The 13,051-nt window shown below is 42.4% G+C and carries 13 protein-coding genes; 10 read left to right on the top strand and 3 right to left on the bottom strand.

The window, feature by feature from the left end; genetic code table 11:
• Positions 1-10 precede the first annotated feature (10 nt).
• Together WDB87_RS04375 and WDB87_RS04370 are read right to left on the bottom strand one after the other, a co-directional pair.
• Complete coding sequence (locus WDB87_RS04375) at positions 11-1,186, bottom strand: isovaleryl-CoA dehydrogenase (protein WP_286247486.1); 1,176 nt, start codon at positions 1,184-1,186, stop codon at positions 11-13.
• A 54-nt stretch (positions 1,187-1,240) separates the two neighbouring features.
• Positions 1,241-1,675, bottom strand: coding sequence for a MerR family transcriptional regulator (locus WDB87_RS04370; protein ID WP_286247488.1), 435 nt, complete (start codon positions 1,673-1,675; stop codon positions 1,241-1,243).
• Positions 1,676-2,005: 330 nt separating this feature from the next.
• Between WDB87_RS04370 and WDB87_RS04365 the strand changes: the two genes are divergently transcribed.
• The 7 genes from WDB87_RS04365 to WDB87_RS04335 all read left to right on the top strand — a co-directional run bounded on the left by WDB87_RS04365 (position 2,006) and on the right by WDB87_RS04335 (position 9,716).
• Positions 2,006-3,187, top strand: coding sequence for a thiolase family protein (locus WDB87_RS04365; RefSeq protein ID WP_337849183.1), 1,182 nt, complete (start codon positions 2,006-2,008; stop codon positions 3,185-3,187).
• A gap of 102 nt (positions 3,188-3,289) precedes the next feature.
• Positions 3,290-4,780: a CoA-acylating methylmalonate-semialdehyde dehydrogenase gene (locus WDB87_RS04360; RefSeq protein ID WP_286247492.1), complete on the top strand. Its 1,491-nt coding sequence runs from the start codon at positions 3,290-3,292 to the stop codon at positions 4,778-4,780.
• A gap of 141 nt (positions 4,781-4,921) precedes the next feature.
• Positions 4,922-6,079 (top strand): acyl-CoA dehydrogenase family protein, encoded by a 1,158-nt coding sequence (locus WDB87_RS04355; RefSeq protein ID WP_286247494.1) that lies wholly within the window; start codon positions 4,922-4,924, stop codon positions 6,077-6,079.
• A gap of 10 nt (positions 6,080-6,089) precedes the next feature.
• Complete coding sequence (locus WDB87_RS04350; RefSeq protein WP_286247496.1) at positions 6,090-6,875, top strand: enoyl-CoA hydratase; 786 nt, start codon at positions 6,090-6,092, stop codon at positions 6,873-6,875.
• A complete protein-coding gene (locus WDB87_RS04345) occupies positions 6,875-8,026 on the top strand; it encodes an enoyl-CoA hydratase/isomerase family protein (protein ID WP_337849182.1) in 1,152 nt (383 codons plus the stop codon). The genes WDB87_RS04350 and WDB87_RS04345 overlap by 1 nt, the downstream gene beginning before the upstream one ends.
• Before the next feature lie 10 nt (positions 8,027-8,036).
• Entirely contained in the window at positions 8,037-8,936 is a 900-nt protein-coding gene (mmsB, locus tag WDB87_RS04340; RefSeq protein WP_337849181.1) for a 3-hydroxyisobutyrate dehydrogenase, read from the top strand.
• Positions 8,937-8,945: 9 nt separating this feature from the next.
• Positions 8,946-9,716, top strand: coding sequence for an SDR family oxidoreductase (locus tag WDB87_RS04335; protein WP_286247502.1), 771 nt, complete (start codon positions 8,946-8,948; stop codon positions 9,714-9,716).
• Positions 9,717-9,968: 252 nt separating this feature from the next.
• Here the strand turns inward: WDB87_RS04335 and WDB87_RS04330 are convergent, their stop codons facing one another.
• Complete coding sequence (locus WDB87_RS04330; protein WP_286247505.1) at positions 9,969-10,937, bottom strand: integron integrase; 969 nt, start codon at positions 10,935-10,937, stop codon at positions 9,969-9,971.
• 239 nt (positions 10,938-11,176) lie between these two features.
• On the opposite strand from WDB87_RS04330, the gene WDB87_RS04325 reads away from it, so the two are divergent.
• From WDB87_RS04325 to WDB87_RS04315, 3 genes are all read left to right on the top strand, one after another.
• Positions 11,177-11,605 (top strand): DUF4262 domain-containing protein, encoded by a 429-nt coding sequence (locus tag WDB87_RS04325; RefSeq protein WP_337849180.1) that lies wholly within the window; start codon positions 11,177-11,179, stop codon positions 11,603-11,605.
• A gap of 115 nt (positions 11,606-11,720) precedes the next feature.
• Positions 11,721-12,230 carry a GNAT family N-acetyltransferase gene (locus WDB87_RS04320; protein WP_337849179.1) on the top strand — a complete coding sequence of 170 codons (510 nt, stop codon included), beginning with the start codon at positions 11,721-11,723 and terminating at the stop codon, positions 12,228-12,230.
• Positions 12,231-12,334: 104 nt separating this feature from the next.
• The gene (locus tag WDB87_RS04315) at positions 12,335-12,550 is read left to right on the top strand and encodes a hypothetical protein (RefSeq protein ID WP_337849178.1); all 216 of its coding nucleotides are present in this window, start codon (positions 12,335-12,337) and stop codon (positions 12,548-12,550) included.
• The last annotated feature ends 501 nt before the right edge of the window (positions 12,551-13,051 follow it).

Raw genomic sequence — 13,051 nt, 5'->3', positions numbered from 1 at the left:
AATTTAATCCTTAACGGCTTTCGGTGAATAGTTCGCGGCCGATAAGCATGCGGCGAATTTCGGATGTGCCAGCACCAATTTCGTATAATTTGGCATCACGTAGTAAGCGCCCTGTGGCGTATTCATTTATGTAGCCGTTCCCACCTAAAATTTGAATGGCATCTAGCGCCATTTTAGTGGCAAGCTCAGCGGCATATAAAATGGCGCCAGCAGCATCTTTACGGGTGGTTTCGCCGCGATCGCATGCTTTAGCTACGGTATAAACGTATGAGCGAGCAGCGTTCATTTGCGTATACATGTCGGCCACTTTGCCTTGAATTAACTGAAATTGACCAATAGGGGTATCAAACTGTTTACGCTCATGAATATATGGCACCACTATATCCATACAGGCTTGCATAATGCCAAGCGGGCCTGCAGCAAGTACCACACGCTCGTAATCAAGGCCGCTCATTAGAACCTTCACGCCTTCGTTTAGCTTACCTAAAATGTTCTCTTCGGGTACTTCGCAGTTTTCAAACACCAGTTCACACGTGTTTGATCCACGCATACCAAGTTTGTCTAGCTTTTGCGCAGTAGAGAATCCTGGGAAGTCTTTTTCCACAATAAATGCGGTAATGCCTTTAGCGCCGGCTTCTAAATCTGTTTTTGCATAAATGACAAATGTGTTTGCATCGGGGCCGTTGGTGATCCACATTTTATTGCCATTTAAAATGTATTTATCGCCTTTTTTTTCGGCTTTTAGTTTCATCGATACCACGTCAGAGCCTGCGTTTGGCTCACTCATAGCAAGGGCACCAATATGTTCGCCGCTAATAAGTTTTGGTAGGTATTTTTCTTTTTGTGCTTGATTACCGTTACGGTTAATTTGATTTACACACAAGTTTGAATGCGCACCATAGCTTAAGCCAATTGAGGCACTTGCACGGCTAATTTCTTCCATTGCAATTACATGTTCTAAGTAACCTAAGCCTGCACCGCCAAAGTCTTCAGAAACGGTCATGCCTAATACACCCATTTCGCCCATTTGCGGCCAAAGCTGATTAGGAAACGCATTATCAATATCAGTTTGCTCAGCCAGTGGCGCAATTTCTTGGCTTGCAAAGCTATTTACATGGTCGCGGATCATATCGGCGGTTTCGCCTAGGCCAAAGTTCATCTCTTTATAAAGTGAAATAGTGCTCATGATTCATTCCTGTGTGAGTGTGTGTTGTCAGTGTGTTTTTATTATTAAAATAGGCTACTCGTCTATTTTATTAAGTGTGTCTCTGCAGCGGCGCTCCGCTGTCACTAATTCCATAAGCACAACTTTTATGTCGTCCATTTGCTGAGAAAGGTCGGCTTTTTTCTCTGCTATTAAATCGAGCATAGTTACCAGCTGTTTAGCGCTTGATTTATCGGCGTCGTACAGTTCAAACAAACGGCCTGTTTCAGCCAACGTAAAGCCTAAGCGTTTGCCACGCAGTATTAGTTTTAAGCGAACTTTGTCGCGTTTTGAATAAATACGGGTTTGGCCATTGCGCTCTGGGCTGACTAAACCTTGGTCTTCGTAAAAACGAATAGAGCGGGTGGTAATATCAAACTCTTTAGCTAAATCGCTAATGCTAAAGGTTTGATCGCTGCTGCTAGGCGCTTTTGCAGAACTTGCAAAGTTTGTTTGGTTATCTGGTTTCATAGTTGTGTTTACCTCATTCGAATAACTCCAATATAAGTGAAGTTTACGTAAAGGTAAAGCTTGGTGTGGTATGAAACTATTTATAAAGGAGTGTTGGTGTGGAATATTAAATTATATTTTTAATATTCAATGGTTTATTTTTGATATTTGTTCACATTGCCGTTACTGGAAAATAATGCTTACACTTTTAAAACTAAAAATTAAACGTTTTTTAGTTGACGTTAGCGTAAACGTTAGTATTGTGTAAGGGTGCTAAACAATAAATGAATACTAAATTAATAGAGCAAATATTCTAACAACTATTTGCATATAAATACAACGGAGTTAATTATGACTTTAGAATCAGTGGTAATTGTAGCAGCAAAGCGTACGCCAATGGGCGGTTTTATGGGCGCATTGACCGATGCACAATCTACCGAGCTTGGCGCTACCGCCATTGCAAGTGCACTGGCACAAACTGGTTTAGCAAATGATGCAATAGATGAAGTAATAATGGGCTGTGTATTGCCAGCGGGCCTTGGCCAAGCGCCAGCTCGCCAAGCAATGTTAAAAGCAGGCCTTGCTCTGGGCACGGGTGCTACCACCATTAATAAAGTATGTGGCTCTGGGTTAAAAGCCGCCATGCTAGCAAACGATTTAATTAAAGCGGGCTCAATTAGTAGTGCAATTGCTGGCGGGATGGAAAGCATGAGTAACGCACCGTATTTTATACCTAAAGCGCGTGGCGGTATGCGTATGGGCCACGGCGAAATTAAAGATCATATGATGAGCGACGGCCTAGAAGATGCTTACGATAACAAAGCAATGGGCTGTTTTGCGCAAGACACCGCCGATGAATATGGCATTGGCCGTGAGCAAATGGATGCGTTTGCACTGGGTTCGTTAAGCAAAGCCAATGCGGCAATCGAAAACGGCAGTTTTGAAAACGAAATTGCACCGCACACTATAAAAACCCGTAAGGGAGATGTAACCGTATCGGTTGACGAACAACCGGGTAATGCACGCCCTGAAAAAATACCAAGCCTTCGTGCTGCCTTTAAAAAAGACGGCACTATTACTGCGGCAAATTCATCGTCAATTTCTGATGGTGGCGCAGCGCTAATATTAATGAGCGAATCAAAAGCAAAAGCGCAAGGCTTAACACCGCTTTGTAAAATTGTAGCGCACAGTACTCACTCTCAAAAACCAAGCGAATTTACAGTAGCACCCGTGGGCGCAATGAACAGCGTGCTTGAAAAAGCAGGTTGGACTACTGCTGATGTTGATCTTTGGGAAATTAACGAAGCCTTTGCCATGGTTACCATGCTTGCTATTAACGAATTAAAGCTTGATGAGAGCAAAGTAAATGTAAATGGCGGTGCGTGCGCACTTGGCCATCCAATTGGCGCCAGCGGCGCGCGAATTTTAGTTACGCTTATTCATGCCCTTAAAAACCGTGGTCTTAAAAAAGGCATTGCGTCTTTATGTATTGGTGGCGGCGAAGCCGTAGCCATGGCTGTAGAGGCTTACTAACAAAGCAGTTAATTAACTAACAGCAACTAAAATGCACCGTACTCATACTAATAACAAAACGGTGCCATTTTTAAAAGAACACACTAACAACAGGATTTACCCATGCACCAAGTTCCACTACTTATAAATGGCGAATTTGTTCAATCGGCTTCAAACGAGCTTATTGATGTAATTAACCCCGCAAACCAAGAAGTACTTGCACAAGTTCCATGTACTACCGACTCAGAAATGGATGCAGCCATTGCCTCGGCCTCAGAAACATTCAAAACGTGGAAAGATGTGCCTATTACCGAACGTGCCCGCATTATGATGAAATACGCGGCGCTATTAAAAGAACACCACGATGAGCTTGCAACCATTATTTGCCACGAACTAGGTAAAACATTCGAAGATGCAAAAGGCGATGTATGGCGCGGTATTGAAGTAGTAGAGCAAGCAGCTAACGCACCGTCATTAATGATGGGCGAAACAATGGAAAACGTTGCCCGTAAAATCGATACCTATTCTTACATGCAGCCCCTTGGCGTATGTGCGGGCATTACGCCGTTTAACTTTCCGGCGATGATCCCACTTTGGATGTTTCCGCTAGCTATTGTATGTGGTAACACCTTTATTTTAAAACCCTCTGAGCAAGACCCACTCACACCAATGCGCTTAGCTGAACTATTTATTGAAGCCGGCGCACCAAAAGGCGTATTACAAGTGGTTCATGGTACAAAACCGCAAGTAGACCGTTTATTAGAAGATAAAGCCGTACGTGCAATTTCGTTTGTGGGTTCGTGTGGTGTAGGTGCTTATATTTATTCTAAAGGCACACAAAACCTTAAGCGCGTACAAGCGTGTGTGGGTGCTAAAAATCACATGGTTATTATGCCAGATGCGAGTAAATCGCACGTGGTAAATAACCTAGTCGGCGCATCGGTTGGTGCAGCAGGTCAGCGTTGTATGGGTATTTCGGTGGCTGTGTTTGTAGGCCAAGCAAGTGAGTGGGTAGATGAAATAAAAGCAGGCTTTGAAAACGTACGTCCAGGCGTATGGGATGACAAAGACGCAGCCTACGGCCCACAAACATCAAAAGCCGCAAAAGCGCGTATTTTATCGCTTATAGCAAGCGGTAAAGAGCAAGGCGCCACCTGTTTAATTGATGGTTCAAACTATACAGTAGAGGGCTACGAGCAAGGTAACTGGGTTGGCCCAACGCTATTTACCGATGTGACAAAAGAAATGGATTTATACAAAGAAGAAATTTTTGGTCCTGTGCTTGCCTGTATGTTTGTAGATACGCTTGAGGAAGCAATTGCCCTTATTAACGAAAGCCCATACGGAAACGGTACATCACTATTTACCTCAAGCGGCGCTGCGGCTCGTAAATTCCAACACGAAATAGAAGTAGGCCAAGTGGGTATTAATGTGCCTATTCCGGTGCCGCTGCCGTTTTTCTCGTTTACTGGTTGGAAAGGCTCGTTTTATGGCGATACTCACACCTACGGTAAGCAAGGTATACGTTTTTACACAGAAACTAAAACCATTACCTCACGTTGGTTTGAAGACGACATCGCTTCAGGGCCAAACATGAGCATTAATTTAAAATAAACACACTCAAAAATAATAATAAAGAAGGGCGCAAAGGCTAAACTCGCTGACAAGCAAATAGAACACACACATCAGCCTTTGCCGCTCTTCACACCTATCCCAATAGGGCACACTAACAACACACAATTAAAGAGGTCTAACATGGACTTTAACTTATCAGAAGATCAACACGCCTTTGCAGAAACTGCACGCCAATTTGCCGAATCAGAACTTGCTCCACATGCAGCAAAGTGGGATCGCGAGCATATTTTTCCTAAAGATACGATTAAAGCCGCAGGCGAGCTTGGTTTTTGTGGTTTATACACGCCAGAGGAAGCCGGCGGCCTTGGGTTATCACGCTTAGATTCAAGCATTATATTTGAGCAGCTTGCTATGGGCTGTACTGCTACAACGGCCATGTTAACTATTCATAATATGGCTACGTGGATGGTAGCAAGTTTTGGTACCGACGCAGTTAAAGACAAATACGTAGAGCAATTAGTAATGGGCGAGCTACTTGCCTCTTATTGTTTAACAGAGCCTGGCTCGGGCTCAGATGCGGCATCACTAAAAACAAAAGCCGTACTTGAGGGTGATGAATACGTTATTAACGGCTCAAAAATGTTTATATCGGGCGCGGGCGAAACCGAAGTATTAGTGGTAATGGCACGCACAGGCGGCGAAGGTGCAGCGGGTATTTCGGCATTTGTAGTACCGGCCGACGCACAAGGCGTTGAGTACGGTAAAGCAGAAGAAAAAATGGGTTGGAACGCACAACCAACACGCTTAATTAGTTTTGAAAATGTGCGTATACCTGCGCACAACTTATTAGGTAAAGAAGGTGAAGGCTTTAAATTTGCAATGCAAGGCCTAGATGGCGGGCGAATTAATATTGCAACGTGCTCAATTGGTACAGCACAAGCCGCACTAAACACCGCAAAAGAGTACTTAAAAGAGCGCACGCAGTTTGGTAAGCCACTGGCTGCGTTTCAGGCTTTACAGTTTAAAATTGCAGATATGAATACCGAACTTGTCGCTGCGCGCCAAATGGTAAGGCTTGCGGCCTTTAAACTTGATACCGGCGATAGTGAAAAAACTACCTACTGTGCCATGGCTAAACGCTTTGCGACCGATGTTGGTTTTACCGTGTGTAACGATGCACTGCAAATTCATGGTGGTTACGGTTACATAAAAGAATACCCGCTTGAGCGCCATGTACGTGATGTGCGTGTTCATCAAATTTTAGAAGGCACAAACGAAATTATGCGCGTAATTATAGCGCGCCGTATTTTAGCTGAATCTGCAAGCGACGTTTTATAAGGAGCAAGTTATGTCACAATCAAAGCCGTGTATTGAATTAACAACCGAAGGCCATGTTGCAATTTTAACTATGTCTAACCCGCCAGCTAATACCTGGACAAAAGACACCCTAATAGATTTAAAAAACAAAGTTAACGAGCTTAATAACAACAAAAATATTTATGCCTTAGTACTTACCGGCGAAGGCGAAAAGTTTTTTAGCGCCGGTGCCGATTTAAACGTATTTGCCAGTGGCGATAAAGGTGTTGCTGCTGATATGTCGCGTGTATTTGGTGAAGCATTTGAAGCATTGACTAATTTTACCGGGGTGTCGGTTGCAGCCATTAATGGTTATGCCATGGGCGGCGGATTAGAAGTGGCCCTTGCGTGTGATATTCGTATAGCAGAAGAGCAAGCACAAATGGCACTGCCAGAGGCAAAAGTGGGTTTATTACCATGCGCGGGCGGTACACAAAATTTAGCATGGCTTGTAGGTGAAGGATGGGCAAAACGCATGATTTTATGCGGCGAGCGCTTAAAAGCCGATAAAGCCCTGCAAATTGGCTTAGTAGAAGAAGTAGTACCACAAGGTGAGAGTTTTGCAGCGGCGTTAAAACTTGCCAACCAAGTAAGCGAACAAAGCCCAAGCTCTGTTTCTGCGTGTAAAACGCTTATACAAAAAGGCCGCCATCAACCTATGGCCAGTGTATTACCACTTGAGCGTGAATTGTTTGTTGGTTTGTTTGATACACAAGATCAACAAGAGGGCGTTAATGCCTTTTTAGAAAAACGCCGTGCTAATTGGGTAAACGGCTAATGAGTAATTTAACATTATTAAATAATGCCGACGACCCCGTGCTATTTGAAACGGCAACCGCAGCAAACGGCAGCTTAATTGGGGTTATTACACTCAACGTACCAAAAGCATTAAACGCCCTTAATTTTGACATGATCAAATTACTAGAGCCGCAGCTGCGCGCTTGGCAAGACGATGATGCAATCGCAATGGTATTGTTAAAAGGCACAGGCGATAAAGCCTTTTGCGCTGGTGGTGATGTAGTAAGCCTGCATAATGCAATGGCGCAAGGTAAACCCACAAGCCTAGTTGAAGAGTTTTTTACCCTTGAGTACAAACTTGATTACCTTATTCATACCTTTGATAAACCAATTCTAGTCTGGGGTAGCGGCATAGTAATGGGTGGCGGTTTAGGCTTAATGGCCGGTGCTAGCCACCGCGTAGTAACCGAAACATCGCGCATTGCCATGCCAGAGCAAACCATAGGCTTATACCCAGATGTAGGCGGCAGTTATTTTTTACATAAAATGCCACACAGTGTAGGGCTATTTTTAGGGCTAACGTCGGCGTCTATTAATTGTGAAGATGCACGCTTTGTATCGCTTGCCGATCACTTTATCGACAGCACTAAATATGATGACATGCTAGCGCAAATTTTAGCTGCTAAGTGGGGCAAAACTGCAAGCTTAAATCATGAGCGTTTAACTAAATTATTAACCGATTTAGACAACCAATCTGCGCGTATGCCAAAAGGTAATATTAAAGCTAACTTAGCAACCATTCAAAAATTAGCTGACCTTAATACACTACAAGAACAGGTTGATTATATTTTAGGCCTAACTACTGACGATAAATGGCTGCAACGTGCTCAAAAGTCACTTAAGCATGGTTGCCCACTAAGTTGCGTACTGGTTAGTGAGCAATTAAAGGCCAGTAAAGGCAAAAGCTTATTAGCGTGTTTTAAAATGGAGCTGGGTATGTCGATACGCGCTGGCGAAGTAGGAGAGTTTCAAGAAGGCGTAAGGGCGCTATTAATAGATAAAGACGGCGCGCCAAATTGGCAGTACAAAACACTGAGCGATGTACCACAAACAATAATAGACAGCTTTTTTGCTAACCGGTTTGGCGAAAACCACCCACTCAATGGCTTACACACGCCATCACACACATAAAGGAAAGACGATGACTAAACTCAATATTGGTTTTATCGGCTTAGGTAATATGGGCGGCCCAATGGCGGCTAACTTAATTAAAGCCGGCCACACTGTTACGGCATTCGATTTAAACCAGTCGGTCTTAAATGAACTTGCAAGCAAAGGTGCACACGCAGCTGAAAATGCAAAAGCATGTGCAAGCAATGCCGATATACTCATTAGTATGTTACCAGCAGGCAAGCATGTTAAATCGCTTTACTTAGGTAATAACGACGACAGCGGCCTAATTAATGTGCTGAGCAAAAACACCCTAATTATTGATTGCTCAACAATAGATGCAGAGTCGGCCCGAGTGGTTGGCAGCGCACTTGGCGAGCAGGGTATTAGCTTTGTAGATGCACCGGTATCGGGCGGCGTTGCAGGCGCAGCGGCTGGCACGCTTACGTTTATAGTAGGTGGTAGTAAAGCTGCGTTTAATACCGCACAGCCAATACTCAGTGATATGGGTAAAAACATATTCCATGCAGGCGACATTGGCGCAGGGCAAGTTGCAAAAATATGTAACAACATGCTGTTAAGTATTTTAATGGCAGGCACCAGCGAAGCCCTGCAAATGGGTATTAATAACGGGCTAGATGCAAAAGTACTTAGCGACATTATGACTGCAAGCTCTGGCCGTAACTGGACGCTTGAACTTTACAACCCATGCCCAGGGGTGATGGATACTGCCCCTGCAAGTAACGATTACAAACCAGGCTTTATGGTCGATTTAATGGCTAAAGATTTAGGCCTTGCCATGGAAGCCGCGCAGCAAAGTAATTCATCAACCCCAATGGGGTCAATGGCTAAAAATTTATACATTATGCTTCAGCACCAAGGTGCAGGCAGTGATGATTTTAGTGCCATTTTTAAACTGTTTTCTAAGTAGGAGCAAGGCGTGGAAATTAAAAATAACACGGTAGTAATAACCGGTGGCGCACAAGGCTTAGGTTTTGCAATGGCGCAAAAATTTGCCCTTATGGGCGCTAACATTGCACTTATAGATATGGCGCAAGAGTTATTAAACACAGCATGCGAGCAACTAACACAGCTTGACGGTGTATCTGGCACTATTAAAGGTTACGCTGCAAACGTAACCGTAGAGAGCGAAGTAGAAAACGTATTTAATACCATTAATAGCGATTTAGGCCACATTGGTGTGCTTATAAATAACGCCGGTATTTTACGCGACGGCATGTTTATAAAAGCTAAAGACGGCAAAGTGGTAAAAAAAATGTCCCTTGAGCAATTTCAATCAGTGATTGATGTAAACCTTACTGGCGTATTTTTAGCAGGGCGAGAAGCTGCAAGCCACATGATTGAATCAGGCAAAGGCGGCGTAATCGTTAATATGTCGAGCGTAGCGCGCGCAGGTAACATAGGCCAAACAAACTACGCAGCATCAAAAGCTGGCGTAGTAGCACTTACCACCACATGGGCTAAAGAGCTCGGCCGTTTTGGAATACGCGTAGGGGCTATTGCACCAGGCGTAATAAGCACCGCGATGACCGACGTCATGAAACCCGAAGCCAAACAGCGTATGCTGGCAGTCACACCCGTAGGGCGCTTAGGTGAAAGCGACGAAATTGCCCATACTGCACAATACATAATCGAAAACGACTTTTTTACCGGTCGCGTGGTTGAAATAGACGGCGGTATTCGTTTGTAATTTGTCAGCTCTCATTTAATTATTCGAAGCACAGCTCAAACGAGTTGTGCTTTTTTGTTTTCAATAGGGGAGGTTTATAATCTTGAAAAAGGGCTAATAACCCCGTTGGCACCTTGTTGTAGTACATGGGTAGGATACCCGCTGAATTAAAACGTTGACCATTTTAGCGCTCTAAATAACTCATTAACTGCGTTAAAAACTTCTCATGTAGAAAAACTATATAACTAACTTTTTGCCTTGTTACTGAGCTATTTATAATCTTGAAAAAGGGCTAACAACCCCGTTAGCACCTTGTTGTAAAACATGCGTATAAATCTGTGTAGTACGTACATCACTGTGACCTAACTGTGTTTGTACTGTACGTATATCAGCGCCGCTTTGCAGCAAGTGCGTAGCAAATGAGTGGCGCAAAGTATGTGGGGTAACGTGTTTATTAATTTCAGCTTTTGTTGAAGACAGTTTAACTGCCTTTCTTACCCCTGAACGATCTAAGTGATGGCGTCTTATTTCTCCTGTTTCAGGGTCTGTACTTAATTTATGTGATGGGAACAGAAACTGCCATTGTAATGACTTATTAGCACTTGGGTATTTTTTACTAAGTCGATGAGGCATCCATACACCGGCGTAAGCATCATTTTTTAAATCTAACTGTAAATATTCATCAACTTGAATTATTTGATTTCTTAGCATTGGTATTAATTCTTCAGCAAGTGTCACAATACGATTTTTATTACCCTTACCGTTCCATATGCGTATATTTTTATATTCGAAATCAATATCTTGAACTCTTATTTTTACTGCTTCCATAAGCCGTAAACCACTTCCATATAGCAGGCTTGCTATCAAATAATGTCGCTTATGTATATTTCTAAAAAGTAGCGATACCTCAGTTTGTGTAAGTACGACAGGAAGCTTCTGTTGGCGGTTACTTTTGATGAAATTTAAATCTAATGAAAGTTCATTCTTGATAATATGTTTATATAAAAAAGCAAGTGCATTTAAAGCGGTTGCTTGTGTTCTCGCTGCCACTTTTTTTGTAACTGTTAAGTGATTTAAAAATACTTCTACTTCATTATTGCCCATACTGGTAGGGTGTCGCTTATTATGAAAATGGATATAGGCAGTAATCCAAAAGACATAAGTTTCAATAGATTTTTTAGCATAATGATGGCTATACATATAGTCGATAATACTATTAAGGAAAGGGGACTTAGTTTTCATTTCAAATCCTATTTAGCTGTATTTATATACAGTATTGATATTTTTCCTCCTAAGTCAAGAAAGGAGGACGTTTTCCTCTTTTCTTCATTTTAATAAAAGAACAGCCTGACTTAAAGTTTAAAGCTGGCAATGTGTTACAGGATTTGTTATTAATATTAAAAATAATTAAGAGGACATACATTACTCATTAAAAGAGGAAAGTGTACTCTGATAAAGTTGTTATACGACATGGAGACATTGTGCAGATAACGGATAATATTGAAAAATATGGATGGCAATTCCAGTATGTATTTGATGCCGAAGGGGATAGACCAAATTTTGCGTATACAATAGGTTTGTTCGAAAGTTATTCTCACCCTGAAATTATGGTATTCGGCCTGAGAAAGGATGTTATGCATACACTTCTTTCAAACATCGCTGCTGAAATAAAAAACGGAGCGACTTTTAACTGTGATACAAAGTTTAGCGGCTTTCTTAGCGATAACTTTGAAACAATGTTTAAAGAAATGCGAAGTGAATGGAAAAGCGAATATGCCGGTATTGCATTGGATTACTATGATAGAGAAATACCAATTTGGGTCTTGTTCTGGCCTGACAAGAATAATGTACTTCCATTAGAAAACGATTGTGAGCTTACAGTTCAGGCAGAGGCTGTAAGTGTCGTATAACAAAACACTAAAGGCACTCGCGCTGCTCGCTGGGACGCTAACACATAGGCTGCGTCACTTCGTTCCTAATTTTAGCCTATGTGTTATCGCCCCTTAGTGGGGTGTTAGGCGAATAATGATGATCGTAGAAACCAATAACCTCTTATTACGAGAAATGACGAAGGATGATTTCATTCCTCTATATGAGATATTCTCAGACGCGGAAACAATGGCTTACTATCCAGCTCCATTTGATAAAGATCAGGTTAATGCTTGGATCTCTTGGAATATCGATAATTACGCAACATACAATTACGGTCTATGGGCTCTTGTGAAAAAGAATACCGGTGAAGTCATCGGAGACTGTGGTCTAATAAATCAAACTGTAGAAGGCATTGAAGAAGTTGAAATTGGCTATCATGTTAACAAAAAATTTTGGGGCAAAGGTTATGCTACGGAAGCTGCAGTAGCGTGTCGCGACTACGCCTTTTCAAATCTAGGTTTTAGCAAGGTGATTTCACTAATCCGGCCAGAAAATGTAGCATCACGTAAGGTAGCAGAGAAAAATGGCATGAAAGTAGAAAAAGAAATTATGAAATCTGGTTTCAATCACTACGTCTACGCATGTAGCCAAGAACTCGCCTAACAAGGCAATGAACCGGACAGTCAAAAGCGTCACGTCTTTTGCTGTCGCAAAAGCCGCGCCACTTTTGCCTGCCGGTTATCGCGGCGTTATATGCAATTGAAACTATGAAGAAACAATATCTAAATTTCGATGATTTGGAGCAATGTGATAAAGAGTTTTTTATTAATGACTCTTGGTGTGATTACTGTGACGAAGCAGATCTAGGTATCACAGAGCCTAATATTTACATTTTAGATGAAAAGCAATACCTAGAAGGTAATTGCAAAGTATGTGGTAACAAACAAACTACTGAAGTTGTTGTCACTTACTTAAATAGTTAAGCGTTAAGGTAGTGAAATTGCATATAACAAACCACTTAAGGCTCTCGCTTCGCTCGCTGGGACAGTAACACGTAGGCTCTGTCGCTTCGCTCCAAATTTTAGCCTACGTATTACTGCCCCTTAGTGGGGCGTTGGTATGACTCCCATTGTCAAGTTAAACACACTGAACCTTGCTTAACTTTTTAAGCCATAATTACTTCAGCTCGAATTAGAGCGAGTTAATACATAGGATGAAGCAAGTAATGTCGTCGGTTATCTTGCTGATATTCGTTGGTTATTACTATCTCTAGTAACAGAGCAGACCTTACTTATTTCGTCGGGGCACCTGTCTTCAGTCTATGTTCGTGGTTCAATGCAGCGTTAGCTACATTGCCATCCTAACGCCGTCGGTGGTTGTGCCACTCCCGATGCTTGATCCTATGCATTAACTCTAATTCGTTTATCATGCAGGTACTCTTGCCAATCTAAGTTTTGTATTTACTGGCGTTAGCACCACTTCTT

Origin of the sequence: Pseudoalteromonas sp. C12FD-1 (assembly GCF_037414265.1) — a bacterium.
Lineage (GTDB): Bacteria > Pseudomonadota > Gammaproteobacteria > Enterobacterales > Alteromonadaceae > Pseudoalteromonas.
Note: the sequence above shows the minus strand (reverse complement) of the source record. Positions and strands in the feature narration are given on the sequence as shown.

What these genes read in the sequence shown, in the direction of transcription:
- WDB87_RS04375 (WP_286247486.1), bottom strand. Translation starts at nt 1,186, where the DNA reads ATGAGCACTATTTCACTTTATAAAGAGATGAACTTTGGCCTAGGCGAA.
- WDB87_RS04370 (WP_286247488.1), bottom strand. Translation starts at nt 1,675, where the DNA reads ATGAAACCAGATAACCAAACAAACTTTGCAAGTTCTGCAAAAGCGCCT.
- WDB87_RS04365 (WP_337849183.1), top strand. Translation starts at nt 2,006, where the DNA reads ATGACTTTAGAATCAGTGGTAATTGTAGCAGCAAAGCGTACGCCAATG.
- WDB87_RS04360 (WP_286247492.1), top strand. Translation starts at nt 3,290, where the DNA reads ATGCACCAAGTTCCACTACTTATAAATGGCGAATTTGTTCAATCGGCT.
- WDB87_RS04355 (WP_286247494.1), top strand. Translation starts at nt 4,922, where the DNA reads ATGGACTTTAACTTATCAGAAGATCAACACGCCTTTGCAGAAACTGCA.
- WDB87_RS04350 (WP_286247496.1), top strand. Translation starts at nt 6,090, where the DNA reads ATGTCACAATCAAAGCCGTGTATTGAATTAACAACCGAAGGCCATGTT.
- WDB87_RS04345 (WP_337849182.1), top strand. Translation starts at nt 6,875, where the DNA reads ATGAGTAATTTAACATTATTAAATAATGCCGACGACCCCGTGCTATTT.
- mmsB (WP_337849181.1), top strand. Translation starts at nt 8,037, where the DNA reads ATGACTAAACTCAATATTGGTTTTATCGGCTTAGGTAATATGGGCGGC.
- WDB87_RS04330 (WP_286247505.1), bottom strand. Translation starts at nt 10,937, where the DNA reads ATGAAAACTAAGTCCCCTTTCCTTAATAGTATTATCGACTATATGTAT.
- WDB87_RS04320 (WP_337849179.1), top strand. Translation starts at nt 11,721, where the DNA reads ATGATGATCGTAGAAACCAATAACCTCTTATTACGAGAAATGACGAAG.
- WDB87_RS04315 (WP_337849178.1), top strand. Translation starts at nt 12,335, where the DNA reads ATGAAGAAACAATATCTAAATTTCGATGATTTGGAGCAATGTGATAAA.